Here is a 13,472-nt window from a genome sequence, read left to right as displayed (position 1 = left end):
CAGAACCAGAAAGCGAGCCAGATCAGCTCCTGAAACAATAGCATGAGGTCCTAGAAGAAACTGCGCAAATGCCGTTTCATGGCCTTTTTATTCGCTCCTGTTTTTTGACAACCCAAGCGCCTGCGCCAGACGAAAAGCAGACTGGCCGCGTGGGCGGAACGGGAGCAGACGGCGTCTGACGCCTGGCCAGCGCAAAAGCCAGGCAAAGAATGAGGGCGGAGCCGCTTCATCTTCATGCTGCGGGCATTGCTCTTGCGCTTTGAAAGTTCAAGAAAAAAGGCCGTCCTGAAAGCCTGTTCAGAAATTCAGCGCTGAGCGCACGAACACCGCTTTCAGATGAGCTTGACGTTTGCCTGCGCGGCAATGCCGCAGCTTGCATTTGTGTCATCTCATCGTGAATGGCAAAAAAAATGCAATGCGAATGAAAATAACCGCGCTTCATGCGCCGCTGCCCGCCGCCAGACCCTGCGCGGGCGGCGTTTTTCAATTTCATCGATTTCATTTCTTCGCATTCATCATGGCTTTATTCCATTCGCCTGGTTTCGCGTTGCGCGGCATTTGCGCGGCCATTGTTTTGCTGCCCGCGCTGGCTTGCGCGCAAACGGCTGCGGCTGCTTTTGATGCTTCCGCGCTTCAAAGTGACGGCGCGGACGAGGAGGTCACCGCTGGCGACGCAGCGGGCGGCGGCAGCGCCGGCACGCTGGGCGCTGTCACGGTGGTGGGGCGCCGCGCCTGTGCCGGTGGAGCATGAAAGCAGCTACCAGCCCGTGCCCGATGCGTCCACGCTGCGCTCGCTGGCCCCTGTGCTGGAAGTGCCGCAAGTGACCAACGCCGTCTCCGCCCAGGTGCTGCGCGACCAGCGCCCGCGCTACATGGACGATGCGCTGATGAACGTCAGCGGCATCACGCAAGGCAACACGCTGGCGGGCACGCAAGACACCATCCTCAAGCGCGGCTTTGGCGGCAACCGCGACGGCTCCATCATGCATAACGGCATGCCGCTGGTGCAGGGCCGTGGCATGAACGCCGCCGCCGAAAGCGTGGTGGTGCTCAAAGGGCCGTCTTCCATGTTCTACGGCATCATGGATCCGGGCGGGGTGGTGAACGTGGTGAGCAAAAAGCCCCAAATGCAGCCGCGCACGGCCCTGAGCGTGAGCGGCTCCAGCTACGGGCGCGGCCGCAACGGCGCGGGGCTGCTGCTGGATGCCACCGGCCCCGTGGCCGACAGCGGCCTGGCCTGGCGCCTGGTGGCCGACTACACGAATGAAGATTACTGGCGCAACTTCGGCAAGCGGCGCGACGTGCTGCTGGCCCCTTCGCTGGCCTGGTACGGGCGCGACACGCAAGCCGTGCTCTGGTACGAATTCCGTGACTACAACGTGCCGTTTGACCGTGGCACCGCGCTGGACCCGCGCACGAACAAGCCGCTGGACATTCCCGCCACGCGCCGCCTGGACGAGCCGTTCAACCAGATGAAGGGCAAGAGCCACCTGGCGCAGTTCTCGCTGGATCACCGCATCACGCCCGGCTGGTCGGGCCACGTGAGCCTGAGCTACAACCGCGAAACGTATGACGCCAACCAGCTGCGCCTGCTGGGCATCAACACCGCCACCGGCCTGCTGCGCCGCCGCGCCGACGGCACCCGGGGCGCGCTCAGCGCCGACAGCTACGGCACCGCCTACATCGACGGCAGCACCAGGCTGGGCGGCATGCAGCACGACATGCAATTCGGCATGGACGCCGAATACCGCAAGATTTACCGCGCCGACATGATTCGCGGCGGCGTGGACAACGCTTTCAGCTACCTCAACCCCGTGTATGGCCGCGTGCGGCCGGGCACAACCGTTGTGGCTGGCGACAGCGACCAGCGCGACCTGCTGCACAACCACTCGCTTTTCTTTCAGGACGCCATCCACCTGAACCGCCAGTGGATCGTCACCGCCGGCGCGCGCTACCTGCACTGGGCGCAGCGCGCGGGCCGGGGCCGCCCCTTCAAGCTCAACACCAACACCCGCGACGGCAAATGGCTGCCCCGCCTGGGCGTGGTCTACAAGCTCACGCCCGCCGTCTCGCTCTACGCCAGCTACAGCCAGTCGCTCAAACCCATCTCCACCATCGCCCCGCACTCCAGCGGGCTGATTGACTCCAGCGTCAAGCCCGAAAGCGGCAAGTCCTGGGAAGTGGGCGCCAAATACGAAAGCGCGGGCGGCCTGACCGGCACGCTGGCGCTTTTTGACATCCGCAAGAAAAGCGTGCTCGTCTCGCAGTTCAACCAGAACACGGGCTTGACCGAATGGCGCACCTCCGGCGCGGCCCGCTCGCGCGGCATCGAGCTGGACGTGGCCGGCGAAATCAACCCGCGCTGGAGCTTCATTGGCAGCCTGGCGCTGATTGACGCCAAAACCACCCGCGACCCCAAATTCCAGGGCAACCGTTTGTGGAACGCCGCCCGCGTCACCGCCTCGGCCAACGCCGTCTACAACGCCGGCCAGCTCTGGGGGCAAGGCCAGCTGCGCCTGGGCGCGGGCGTGCGCTACGCGGGCAAGCGCGCGGGCGACTCGGCCAACACCTTCTGGCTGCCTTCCTACACCGTGGCCAACCTGTTTGCCACGTATGAAACGCCCATTCAGGGCCGCAAAGTCAAGTTCCAGCTGAATGTGAAGAACCTGTTTGACCGCACCTACTACACCTCCAGCGTGAACGAATTCGGCCTGGCCCTGGGCGACGCGCGCCAGGTGTCGCTCACGGCAGGGTTCGAGTTCTGAAGCGGCTCAAAGCGGCTCGCAGGCGTGAAACGCGCAAGCCGGAACCGGCCCGGGCTGTGCGCGTTTCACTCCTTTTCCGAGAGCAAATTCAGTTCCCCAGAAAACGTCTCTTCCGCCCAATTTCACGGGACCTGGAGCTATCAAACCAATAGCGGATAACCAGCGGCTTCAGAACCCGTTCGCAGGCAGACTTTGAACCGCTCCCGCAAGCCTGCCCTTGCCCCCTCCATCGTCTTGCGCCTGGCGCTTTTCACATCATGACCACACGCCGACACCATCTGGCCGCCCTCGCTGCCCTGACCTTGCTGCCCGCCGCAAGCCGCGCCCGGCCAAGCGACGCATCCAATGCGGGCGACGCGCCCGCCGCCCGCCGCGCCCTGCTGCTGGGCCAGACGGGCGGCCCCCACGCCGCCGTGGACGAAGCCATCCGCCAGCATCTGACCCGGCGCGGCTGGGCCGTGACGCTGGCCGGGCAAGACGCCGCGCCGCAAGCCGCGCAAGGCATGGCGCTGGTCATCATCTCCTCCACCGTGGCGGCCAAAAACGTCCACCCCGGCTGGCGGCAGCTTGCTGTACCGCTGCTGACCTGGGAAAACGACTTGCTCGATGACCTAGCCATGACCGGCAAGCGCAGCGGCGCCGACTACGGCGAAGCCGAAAAAGAGCGCTACCTGTGGCTGGTCAATGCGCCGCACCCTCTGTCGGCAGGGCTGCCCGCCGGCGCGGCCAATGTGTATGTGAAACAGGCCCCCATGAGCTGGGGCAAGCCGGGCCTGGGCGCCGCCACCATCGCCACGCTCTACGGCCAGCCCGAAAAAGCGGCCCTCTTCGGCTACGAAAAAGGCGCGACGATGGACTACGAAACCCTGGCCCCGGCCCGGCGCGTCATGTTCTTTCTGGACAACGCCAGCTTCACCAACCTCTCCGAAGCCGGCCTGCGCCTGTTCGACGCGGCCGTGGACTGGGCAGCTGGAGAATGTGCAAATGATCAGACGCCATGAGCGGCACAGCATCAAGGCACCGCCCAAGCGCTGAATTGCTGAAAGGTCTTTGGCCTGGCTGAGCAAGGACGCTGCGCTTGGCGAGGCATCGGTTGATGCATTCGTCAAGATCACCAGCTTTCGACGCTTGGCTTGATTGGAGAACAGGCCCTGAGAAAGAACAGGAAATGGCTGCGGGCCGGGTCTGAAATACCTGACGCAAGTGGCGGGCGCTTCATGGAGACGCGAGTTTTATGCTCTTGAATCCATAGCGACAGGTCCTAGTGCAACGGGCGCGAAAGCCACTTTTCTACCCCTTGTATTCGCTCTTGTTTTTGATGCCTTCTGGCCTTCATCACCTGGCCGCAAGGGGCGGCAGGCATGCCGCCCCATCCAGTCAAGACGGCTTTGCCCGCGCGCGTCAGGCATTCGTTTTTTGACGCTGCCCGGTGCCCATGCAAAGCAGCCCGCACGGCTGTGGCGAAGCGGGAAACAAGCCTTGATTCGCTCCTTGATTCATAGCGTGATGTCCTAGTGGAATGGGCGCAGATGCTATTTTTCGTGCACTCGAATTCGCTCTTGTTTTTGATGTGATGCGGCGGCTGATCCGGTGAAACGCAGGCCATGCTGGCGTTCAGGAGGCAGAAGAAAGCTGCCGCTTCCTGCCAAGGGATGCGGCGGCTTGCCGGAAGGTTTTGTTCGAGAGGCTGGCGGTCTGTGGCCTTGCAAATTTTCGCGGGGTCACAGGCAAATCCGTCTGCGGTTTGCCCCTTGCGGCCAGGCTCCGGACTGGCTCTCAAAAGCGCGCCGACAGGCCCACGTAGAACGAGCGGCCCGGCTCGTTGTAGGTGGCCGCGCCTGCGCCGTAGATGGTGCGCGGGCGGTTCACGCCGATGGCGTTGCCCATGCGGTAGAGGCGCTTGTCAAACAGGTTGTTGATGCCGAACGAGAGGGCGATGCCGGGCGTGAAGGCGTATTGCCCGCCCACATTGACCAGGCCGTAGGGCTTGAGGCTGCGGGTTTCTTCGCCGGTGAGCGGCAGGCCCTGGTAGTCGTATTTGTTGGGCTTTTGGCGGCCGTAGAAGGTGACGGCGGCGAACACGTCCAGCGCGGGCAGGGCCTTGTAGTCCAGGCGCGAGTTGAGGGTGTATTTCGGGATGATGGACAGCTGCTCGTCGGTGAGCTTGTTCTTGCTTTGCAGCATCCAGGTGAAGTTGTTGCGCCAGGTCAGCGCGGGGCTGAAGCGGTAGCTGAAGGTGCCTTCCAGACCGGAGATGACGGCTTTGGGCGTGTTGCTCCAGCGGAAGATTTCGGAGTTGGCGTACGGGCCCGTGCCGCCGGTGGCGTTGCCCACGATGTCGTGGCCCGCTTCGATTTTGTTGCGGTAGTCGTTGTGGAACAGGGTGGCGCCGGCCTGGACGGTGTCGTCCGTGTATTCGATGCCCAGCTCTTTGTTGATGCTGGTTTCGGCCTTCAGGTCGGGGTTGCCTTGCAGGTAGCACGAGCCGTGGCCGCCCCAGCAGCCGATGCCCCGGCTGTAGAGCAGGTAGTTGGGGTTGAGCTGGTAGAGGTTGGGCGCTTTGTAGGCGCGCGCCACGCCGGCTTTGAGCGTGAGGCGGTCTGTGAAGTCGTGCGAGAGGTTGAGCGAGGGGCTGACGTTGCCGCCCGCCTTGCTGTGGTGGTCCAGCCGCAGGCCGGGGGTGATGAGGGTGGCGCGGGTGAGTTCGATGTTGTCTTCAACGAACACGGAGGCGATGCGCGCGCTGATTTCGCTGCTGCGCCCCCGGACGGCGATGCCGGGCACGCGCCCGCCTTCGGTGGCGGCTTGCGACATGGAGTTGGGGTCGCTGAATTTCTGGTGCGCCCATTCCGCGCCCACGGTCATCATGTGGGCCAGGCTGCCCCAGCGGCCGCGCACGCTGGCTTCGCCGTGGGCGGTGAGCGCTTCCAGTTTGGCGGTGCTGAAGTGGTTGCTGGAAAACAGCCCTTCGGTGCCGCCGGCCAGCCCTTCGTCCATGCGGGTGTTGCGCGTGCTTTCGTATTGCAGCCAGGCTTGCGAGCTGCCGAAGTCGTAGCGCCCTTTGTGCGTGAGGGCAAAAGCGCTGCGGTACATGCGGTTGGTTTCAGAGCCGATGGCGTCCAGCACGCGCTGCGAGGTGGCCACCAGGCGGCCGCGCGCGTCGGTGGTGAAGTTGTTGGTGTTTTGCGTGTCGCCCGTGTAGATGTTGCCCTGGCGGCTGAAAGAGGCGTCCAGGTCAATGGTGTGGCGCTCCGAGGGCTTGAGCGACAGGCGGCCGGCCACGTCGCGGTTGCGCACGCCTTCGCGCCCGGCGGGGAAGGTGCCCCGGTAGATGCCCGTGCGGGTGGAGGCGTGGCCCCGGTTGATGTCCCAGGCGTCCGCGCCGGTTTTGGCGATGTTGGCGTTCACGCGAAAGCCCAGCATGGGCGAGATGGGGCCGGCCAGGCTGACGCTGGCGCGCTTGGAGCCGCCATCGCGCGAGTCTTGCGGGTGCTGGTAGTACACGCTGGCGCTGCCGCCCAGCTTGTCAGGAATGGGTTTGGTGACGATGTTCACCACGCCGCCGGCTGCGCCGCTGCCGTAGCGGGCGGCGGCGGGGCCGCGCAGCACTTCGATTTTTTCCACGGCATCGGCGGGCACCCAGTTCATGTCGCCGCGCGTGTCGCGCTCGCCGCGCCAGCCGTAGCGCACCGAGTTGCGGCTGTGCACGGGCTTGCCGTCAATCAGGATGAGCGTGTTTTCAGGCCCCATGCCGCGCAAGTCAATCTGCCGGTTGTTGCCGCGCTGGCCGCTGGTGGAGTTGCCCGTGAGGTTCACGCCCGGCTGCTTGCGCACCACTTCGGCCAAGTCGCCCGCCGGGGGCGTTTGCAAGTCTTGCCGCGTGATGGTGGACACGCCCGGCGCCTGCTTCCAGGCCTGCTCGGCGGTATCGACCACTTTCACCTCTTGCAGGGTGGGCGTTTTGTCATCGGCTGCGTTTTGTGCCGTTTGCCCTGTGGGCGCCGCTTGCGCCAGCGCGCCTTGCGCCGCCAGCAGCGCGGCCGCGCCGGCTACGGCGCGCAAATGCCATGTCTTGCTCATGCTCTGTTTCCTTTTGTTCAAAAAGGTGCGATTTTCAGATGACAGGCGTTTTCATTTCAAGCCGCCGGGTATTTTTTGTGCGCGGGCCGCCCCGGCCGTTTTCATTTGCGCTACAAAAAGCGGATTGGTCTGGCAATGAAACGGCAGGAAAATGATGAATTTCGCTCCTTTGTTCATAGCGATACCTCCCCGCCAAACGGGCGCGATCGCCATTTAAGACCCATCAAATTTGCTCCTTTCTTTGATGTGCTTCCATGAAAGAACCGTTTCATGAACCGCGCCTGTTTTGAATGGCGCCGCCCGCCCGCGCCGCCGCCCAGCCGCCTGGATCAGCTGACTCTGGGGATGATGCGGCTGGTATATGTCATTTATGGCGCGCTGCTGGCGGGCATGGTGGCAATCGTCATCGTCATCGCGCACATGAGATGGCGCGAGGAGTGGTGGCTCGCACCGCTGCTGGCGCTGTTGCTGATATGGGGTTTGATGGTCTGGCGCTGCATGCGCCAATCCGCCGATGAGCGCCTGTGGCTGGATGAGCAAACCTTGCGGGTGGAAACGGGCCTGCCGCGCCAGGCCGCCTGGCTGGGGCTGAGCACGAGCTGGTCGGTCAGCCTGGACGATCTGCGCAGCGGCAAGGCGCAGTGGCGCTGGAATGAGGTCATCTCCTCCAGCGCCGCCGCGCCGCCCCTGGCCTTCCTGCGCGTGCGCACTCCATCAGGCTGGCAAAGGCTCACGCTAGAGGTGTGGCAGCCCGCAGGACGGCCCACGCCTGCGCTGCAAACCGGCTCGCCGTCCAATGGCCTGACGGACTGGAGCAGCCCCAACCGCCTGCGCCAGTGGCGGGCCCATCTGCAAGCCCTGCCGCTGACGCAGGCGCTGGCCGCGCGGGGCGTGGCCCTGCCGCCGCTGCAAGACTTGCTGCGCCACGCAGCGCCAGAGCAATTGCTGGATTCGCCTCGCACACGCTGTCTCGCGGCGGCTTCCGCGCTGCTGCTGGTCAGCGGCGCGCCACTGCTGACCGCAGCCCTGCCGTCGCACCCCCTAATCTGGCCGGCAGGCTCCTGGTCTGGCACTGCGCTGTTTGCTCTGGCTTTGGCGGTAACAGGGCCGCCCGCCTTCATCTGGCTGCTGTGCGAGCCGCAAAACTCTGACCGGGGGCCTTGGCTGTTCAGGCTGCGCTTTCGCGCCTGGCAATGCCTTATGGCATTGACCACGGGCGGCATGCTGGCCCTGTGCGGGTGGGCAGCGCTCATCTTGCTCACCAGCTGGCTGGCGGCGATGCAGCCTGTGACGGTCACCATCGCCGTGCAGCCCGCCAGTGGACTGCGCCAATTGCAGGCAGCCGTGCCTGGCGGGCCATTGAAGCTATGGGAAGAAAGCGCCAGCGCGCTGCCTTGCGCTGCCGGTCAGGCTTTTCTCCTGCCCATGCAGCGCGGCCCGGCGGGCCTGTGGTGGCAGTTCCGGCGGCAGGATCTGCGCCAGCGCATGCAAGCCCTGCCTTGCCGCGAGACGGCACCAGCCAGAGCGCCAGCCGCCGCATACCCAATCGCTACACTCGCCGCCGCGCGCGACTGGCGATGAAGCCGCCAAAAAGCCGGTTCACAGCCAGAACCGGTTTTGGAGGCCGACGTGGACACCACGGGGAAGCGCGCCGCCGTTTTCGCCGCTCGCCTGGGCGGCCCCGCCACGGGGCCTGAACGACCCGTCCAACCACCTTGCATTCCTATGTACGACCGCCGCAATCTCATCGCGCAAACCGATTCCGAAGTCTGGGCCGCCATTGAGGCCGAAAACCAGCGCCAGGAAGACCACATCGAGCTGATCGCCAGCGAAAACTACGCCTCGCCCGCCGTGCTGCAAGCCGCCGGCACGCAGCTGACCAACAAATACGCCGAGGGCTACCCCGGCCGGCGCTACTACGGCGGCTGCGAATTTGTGGACGTGGTGGAGCAGCTGGCCATCGACCGCGTGAAAAAACTCTTTGGCGCCGAAGCGGCCAACGTGCAGCCGCATTGCGGCGCCAGCGCCAATGAAGCCGTCTTTCTGGCCTTTCTCAAGCCTGGTGACACCATCATGGGCATGAGCCTGGCCGAAGGCGGGCACCTGACGCACGGCATGGCGCTGAACATGAGCGGCAAATGGTTCAACGTGATTTCCTACGGCCTGAATGAAAAGGAAGAAATCGACTACGACGCCATGGAGCGCAAAGCGCGCGAGCACAAGCCCAAACTCATCGTGGCCGGCGCCAGCGCCTACAGCCTGGAAATCGACTGGGCGCGCTTTGCCCGCGTGGCCAAGGAAGTGGGTGCCATCTTCATGGTGGACATGGCGCACTACGCGGGCCTGATCGCCGGCGGCCAATACCCCAACCCCGTGCCGCACGCCGATGTGGTGACCAGCACCACGCACAAAAGCCTGCGCGGCCCGCGCTCGGGCTTCATCCTCATGAAAGCCGAACATGAAAAGGCCATCAACAGCGCCGTCTTCCCCGGCCTGCAAGGCGGGCCGCTCATGCACGTGATCGCCGCCAAGGCCGTGGCCTTCAAGGAAGCGCTCTCGCCCGAATTCAGGCAGTACGCCGAACAGGTCAAGAAAAACGCGAAAGTGGTGGCCGAAACACTCACGCAGCGCGGCCTGCGCATCGTCAGCGGCGGCACGCAAAGCCACGTGATGCTGGTCGATTTGCGCGCCAAAGGCATCACCGGCAAAGAAGCCGAAGCCGTGCTGGGCGCCGCCCACATGACCATCAACAAAAACGCCATCCCCAACGACCCCGAAAAGCCCATGATCACCAGCGGCGTGCGCATCGGCACGCCCGCCATGACCACGCGCGGCTTCAAGGAAGAACAAGCGCGCGCCACCGCCCACCTGGTGGCCGACGTGCTCGACAACCCGCGCGACGAAGCCAACCTGGCCGCCGTGCGCGCCAAAGTGGCCGAGCTGACCCGCGCTTTTCCGGTGTACGGCGGCTAAAAACCATCCTCAAAGTTATGCCGGAAGCCTGGCCATGCGCCGAACCGTGCTGTCTCCTTTGTGACAGTCTTGACCGACTAGGGGTCAATTGATGGCCTTGCTGGGCTTGGACCACCTGTCCGCCTTGGCGCGCACCTGCTGGCGCAACAGCGCCAGCAGCACATCCCACACGCCGCGCTGACGCCAGCGGGCAAAGGTGTTGTAGACCTGTTTCCAGGGCGGGTAGACCTTGGGTGGTGCGCACTCTGGCAGCCTGTGGCTTGCAGATCCACGCGCCCGCCATTGACCAATACGCAGCTAATAAATGTAGGCGTAGGCGCGTTTGGAATAAAGAATGGATTTGAGCGAATCCGATCCGAAATCAGAAATCGAATGTGCAGGCATGAAAAACCAGCTGGAGGCGGGAATGGTTCAAATGATTTCGCGCATTTTCTCGCTGGCATGTGCGCAAGCCTGATTCGTTTGGGTGTCAGGGCGCGTTTTGCTTGTTTGGCGCCATTGCCAGACGCAGCGCGCGCCAGCAAGCAGCACGAATGTGAGCGGCACGAAAAATATCTGCTCCATGATCATTTGGAACAGAAAGACCATGGGCGAGCCTTGGCACGAGGCGCAGTCCATGCCGCCGTGCCGGAGTATGAAGGCGATGCGTCTGCTGGTGATGAGCCATAGCGGCAGCCATAACAGCGCAGCCAGCGCCAGCGATACGGTGAAGGCCCCGCGCCAGCGGCGCCAGACGGCCACGGTCACGCTCCAGAGCAGCAACAGACTGCCTGCCATGACGGCGATGCCGGTTGTTTGCTCACGCGTGATTTGCGAATGCAGCAAGAAGGCCAGCGGCAGCGATATCGCGAGCGCCGCTGCCGTCAGGACCCACTGATAAAGGCGCATGGGGGCGGCTCGCGGCTATGCCTGCTCCTGGGCGGCGGCTTGCGCCTTGGCAGGGGCGGCTTTGCTTTTGCGCTGCGCGTCATACGCATCGACGATGCGGGCCACGAGCGGGTGGCGCACCACGTCGGCCGAGGTAAAGCGCGTGAAGGCCAGGCCCTTGACGCGTTTGAGCACCCGTTCGGCGTCCACCAGCCCGCTGGACGCGCCTTTGGGCAGGTCTATCTGGCTGATGTCGCCCGTGATGACGGCGCGCGCGCCAAAGCCGATGCGGGTGAGGAACATCTTCATCTGCTCGGGCGTGGTGTTTTGCGCTTCGTCCAGGATGACGAAGGCGTCATTGAGCGTGCGTCCGCGCATGAAGGCCAGCGGGGCAATTTCAAGCTGGTTGCGCTCGAAGGCTTTTTGCACGCGGTCAAAGCCCATCAGGTCATAAAGCGCGTCGTAGAGCGGGCGCAAGTAGGGATCGACTTTTTGCGTGAGATCGCCCGGCAGAAAGCCCAGGCGCTCGCCCGCTTCCACGGCCGGGCGGGTGAGCACGATGCGCTGCACGGCGTGGCGCTCCAGCGCATCCACCGCGCAGGCCACGGCCAGAAAGGTTTTGCCCGTGCCAGCGGGGCCAATGCCAAAGGTGATGTCGTGGCTGGCGATGTTTTCCAGATACACGCTCTGGTTGGGCGTGCGCGCTTTCAGCCCCGCGCGGCGGGTGTTGAGCACGGGCGCGCCGTCTGCGTCTTGCGACAGCGGCATTTCTTCACCGGCCAGCATGAGCTGCACGGCGTCGGGCCGCAGGGGCTTGCCCGCCATTTCATACAGCGCTTGCAGCACGGCCAGCGCGCGTTCGGCGCTTTTTTTGGGGCCGTCAATCTTGAATTGCTCGTGGCGGTGGGCGATGCTCACTTGCAGCCCGGCTTCGATGGTGCGCAAGTGCTCGTCTGCCGGACCGCACAAATTGGCCAGGCGTGTGTTGTGGGCAGGGATAAAGGCGTGGCGCAGGATCATGGAAGCGAAATAGCGGAAAGAAAGTGAATGGAAAGCGGCCAGGCGGCCAGCGGGCGGAATTTTGCCCAAGGACAGGCAGCCAGCGGGCTGGGCGGCCTTGGGGCAAATCGGCCTTGAGTCTTAGTGCAGACTGGATTTGTTGCTATGTTTTTAAGAGTGGCGTCCGCCCCGCGCGGACATTTGTTTCCGGCGCATTTGCCAGGCGTCTCCAGCGGAAACCAGCCCCGGCATGAGCCACAGCCAGCATGACTGCCATATGAGGGCGCGGCTGACGGAGGCGCGCGCGCCCCAGTCCATCCACAACACCCAGACCAGTTGCAGGGAAAGGAGCAGCCATAGCGTGAAGAGAAACAGCGCGGCTCCACGCCGCCCCTGCTGGTATTGGGCCGCGCCAGGCACGAGCAGCGAGACAGCGATGGAGGACCAGGCTTGCGGGCTGCGCCGGGCGTCTGGCGGCGGATGGACGGCCATGGGGCGCTGCAAAGGCGCGCCGCCTTTGCTCACCGCTGGCAGAGGCGGAGGAAGCTTGCGGGCGGCCGCCTTCAGGCGTTCCGCTTGCCTGGATAGCAGCAGGCCGGCTGCCAGCAACAGGCCCGCCAAGCCCAGCGATGACAGATACAGCGTGTGCCAACGCTGGTGACTGGCGCTGATTTGCGCCAGCGCTGCCTGCGTGGCGGCATCACCCCAATCCGCCTGCTGGCGGCGGTAGCGGTCCCACACGCGCACGGCGCGGCTGACGCCATCCGTGACCAGCAGTTGGTCGCCCAGCCAGGCGGCGGCGCGAGGCGCCAGCTGTTCACCCAGCTTGGCGGCCAGCATATGGGGCGCGGCAGGCTGGGCGTAGTCAGCTTGCGAACCGTCTGCGAATACGTCGCTCATCCGTCCATATTTCATGCCATTGGACATGCGCGCAATGGTGGCCAGCGGCTGGCGGCCGTTGCGTGGCGCGCCATGCGAGGGCGCGGCGGCTTCAGCAAGATAAAGCCAGGCGGATTGGCGCTGGGTGAGCGGAATCCGGCTTTTTTCGCTCATCGTCTCGCCGTCCAGCCGCACGAGCGCCATGCGGTTGGTATCGGTCGTCCACCAAGCGCCATCGGCCCACCAAAGAGCGTTGGTGAAAACGTAAGTGTTGGCGGGCGTGCGGGCCAGCATGCGGCCGGCGGCATCGAACAAAACGACGGCATGGCCGCCGCCAGCGGCAATGGCAAAGCGGCCATCAGGCGCGAAAGCCAGGTGGATGGCCTCATCGGCATGGCTGCGCAAATCGGCAGGCCATTGCGGATTGATGCGGTGCCGCGCTTGCCCGCTGCGGGCATCCAGCACGTGCAGCGCCGTTTGCTGGCGCACCCAGGCCACGAGCTGGCCTGAAGGATGGACTGCCAGCACGCCCACGGCGCCGCCCAGAGACTGCCGGGTGTCGATGCTGGCTTCGCGCTTGCCGTGCGCGTTCAGCCGCCACAGTTGCTCATCGACCGAGAGCCAGACGATTTGCTCAGGCAAAACGGCCAGCGCCCAAGGCCCCCGTTGGGCGGAGAAGCGCTGGCTGGCATACAAGGCAACAGCAATAGCGGCCAAGGCCAGTGCAACCAGCAAAACAGCAACCTGTTGCAGGCGGCGCGAAGAGGCAGAGGAAGGCATGGCGGATGACGAAATGAAAATGAGCGTCCACCATTGTGCATAAATGTTTTCCGTCCTGGCATGAAGCCTTTCTGGATGGTGCGCAGGCCTGCGCGTGGCCGCGATTGGGTAAGCGCAGCGCTGGCAAAA

Annotated in this window: 11 protein-coding genes and 1 riboswitch; of the genes, 5 read left to right on the top strand and 6 right to left on the bottom strand. The window is 64.5% G+C overall.

Going from position 1 to position 13,472, the window contains the following annotated elements; all coding sequences use genetic code 11:
- Positions 1-232: 232 nt before the first annotated feature.
- The gene (locus ADJ79_RS14925) at positions 233-502 is read right to left on the bottom strand and encodes a hypothetical protein (RefSeq protein WP_172673982.1); all 270 of its coding nucleotides are present in this window, start codon (positions 500-502) and stop codon (positions 233-235) included.
- A gap of 15 nt (positions 503-517) precedes the next feature.
- Here ADJ79_RS14925 and ADJ79_RS15360 point away from each other — a divergent pair, with 15 nt between their 5' ends.
- The 3 genes from ADJ79_RS15360 to ADJ79_RS02005 all read left to right on the top strand — a co-directional run bounded on the left by ADJ79_RS15360 (position 518) and on the right by ADJ79_RS02005 (position 3,766).
- Positions 518-751: a hypothetical protein gene (locus ADJ79_RS15360; protein ID WP_253273849.1), complete on the top strand. Its 234-nt coding sequence runs from the start codon at positions 518-520 to the stop codon at positions 749-751.
- Complete coding sequence (locus tag ADJ79_RS02010; RefSeq protein ID WP_253273848.1) at positions 735-2,765, top strand: TonB-dependent siderophore receptor; 2,031 nt, start codon at positions 735-737, stop codon at positions 2,763-2,765. The genes ADJ79_RS15360 and ADJ79_RS02010 overlap by 17 nt, the downstream gene beginning before the upstream one ends.
- A gap of 257 nt (positions 2,766-3,022) precedes the next feature.
- Positions 3,023-3,766, top strand: a complete 744-nt coding sequence (locus ADJ79_RS02005) for a hypothetical protein (RefSeq protein ID WP_050714561.1) — start codon at positions 3,023-3,025, stop codon at positions 3,764-3,766.
- 775 nt (positions 3,767-4,541) lie between these two features.
- Here the strand turns inward: ADJ79_RS02005 and ADJ79_RS02000 are convergent.
- Together ADJ79_RS02000 and ADJ79_RS13825 are read right to left on the bottom strand one after the other, a co-directional pair.
- Positions 4,542-6,845 carry a TonB-dependent siderophore receptor gene (locus ADJ79_RS02000; RefSeq protein ID WP_050714560.1) on the bottom strand — a complete coding sequence of 768 codons (2,304 nt, stop codon included), beginning with the start codon at positions 6,843-6,845 and terminating at the stop codon, positions 4,542-4,544.
- Positions 6,846-6,896: 51 nt separating this feature from the next.
- On the bottom strand, positions 6,897-7,058 hold the full coding sequence (locus ADJ79_RS13825) for a hypothetical protein (RefSeq protein ID WP_156303967.1): 162 nt from the start codon (positions 7,056-7,058) through the stop codon (positions 6,897-6,899).
- A 57-nt stretch (positions 7,059-7,115) separates the two neighbouring features.
- Between ADJ79_RS13825 and ADJ79_RS01995 the strand changes: the two genes are divergently transcribed.
- Entirely contained in the window at positions 7,116-8,426 is a 1,311-nt protein-coding gene (locus ADJ79_RS01995; protein ID WP_050714559.1) for a hypothetical protein, read from the top strand.
- A riboswitch (ZMP/ZTP riboswitch) is annotated at positions 8,403-8,529 on the top strand. Its footprint overlaps the gene before it by 24 nt.
- Before the next feature lie 41 nt (positions 8,530-8,570).
- Positions 8,571-9,818 carry a serine hydroxymethyltransferase gene (gene glyA, locus ADJ79_RS01990; protein WP_050714558.1) on the top strand — a complete coding sequence of 416 codons (1,248 nt, stop codon included), beginning with the start codon at positions 8,571-8,573 and terminating at the stop codon, positions 9,816-9,818.
- 411 nt (positions 9,819-10,229) lie between these two features.
- On the opposite strand, the gene ADJ79_RS01985 is transcribed toward glyA, so the two are convergent.
- From ADJ79_RS01985 to ADJ79_RS01975, 3 genes are all read right to left on the bottom strand, one after another.
- On the bottom strand, positions 10,230-10,706 hold the full coding sequence (locus ADJ79_RS01985; protein ID WP_050714557.1) for a hypothetical protein: 477 nt from the start codon (positions 10,704-10,706) through the stop codon (positions 10,230-10,232).
- 15 nt (positions 10,707-10,721) lie between these two features.
- Positions 10,722-11,705 (bottom strand): PhoH family protein, encoded by a 984-nt coding sequence (locus ADJ79_RS01980; RefSeq protein WP_050716341.1) that lies wholly within the window; start codon positions 11,703-11,705, stop codon positions 10,722-10,724.
- 150 nt (positions 11,706-11,855) lie between these two features.
- A complete protein-coding gene (locus ADJ79_RS01975; RefSeq protein WP_156303966.1) occupies positions 11,856-13,343 on the bottom strand; it encodes a hypothetical protein in 1,488 nt (495 codons plus the stop codon).
- Between the last annotated feature and the right edge of the window lie 129 nt (positions 13,344-13,472).

Origin of the sequence: Ottowia sp. oral taxon 894, from assembly GCF_001262075.1 — a bacterium.
GTDB classification, from domain to species: domain Bacteria; phylum Pseudomonadota; class Gammaproteobacteria; order Burkholderiales; family Burkholderiaceae_C; genus Ottowia; species Ottowia massiliensis.
Note: the sequence above shows the minus strand (reverse complement) of the source record. Positions and strands in the feature narration are given on the sequence as shown.

What these genes read in the sequence shown, in the direction of transcription:
- ADJ79_RS15360 (WP_253273849.1), top strand. Translation starts at nt 518, where the DNA reads ATGGCTTTATTCCATTCGCCTGGTTTCGCGTTGCGCGGCATTTGCGCG.
- ADJ79_RS01980 (WP_050716341.1), bottom strand. Translation starts at nt 11,705, where the DNA reads ATGATCCTGCGCCACGCCTTTATCCCTGCCCACAACACACGCCTGGCC.
- ADJ79_RS01985 (WP_050714557.1), bottom strand. Translation starts at nt 10,706, where the DNA reads ATGCGCCTTTATCAGTGGGTCCTGACGGCAGCGGCGCTCGCGATATCG.
- ADJ79_RS13825 (WP_156303967.1), bottom strand. Translation starts at nt 7,058, where the DNA reads ATGGCGATCGCGCCCGTTTGGCGGGGAGGTATCGCTATGAACAAAGGA.
- ADJ79_RS14925 (WP_172673982.1), bottom strand. Translation starts at nt 502, where the DNA reads ATGAAATCGATGAAATTGAAAAACGCCGCCCGCGCAGGGTCTGGCGGC.
- ADJ79_RS02005 (WP_050714561.1), top strand. Translation starts at nt 3,023, where the DNA reads ATGACCACACGCCGACACCATCTGGCCGCCCTCGCTGCCCTGACCTTG.
- ADJ79_RS01995 (WP_050714559.1), top strand. Translation starts at nt 7,116, where the DNA reads ATGAACCGCGCCTGTTTTGAATGGCGCCGCCCGCCCGCGCCGCCGCCC.
- ADJ79_RS01975 (WP_156303966.1), bottom strand. Translation starts at nt 13,343, where the DNA reads ATGCCTTCCTCTGCCTCTTCGCGCCGCCTGCAACAGGTTGCTGTTTTG.
- ADJ79_RS02000 (WP_050714560.1), bottom strand. Translation starts at nt 6,845, where the DNA reads ATGAGCAAGACATGGCATTTGCGCGCCGTAGCCGGCGCGGCCGCGCTG.
- glyA (WP_050714558.1), top strand. Translation starts at nt 8,571, where the DNA reads ATGTACGACCGCCGCAATCTCATCGCGCAAACCGATTCCGAAGTCTGG.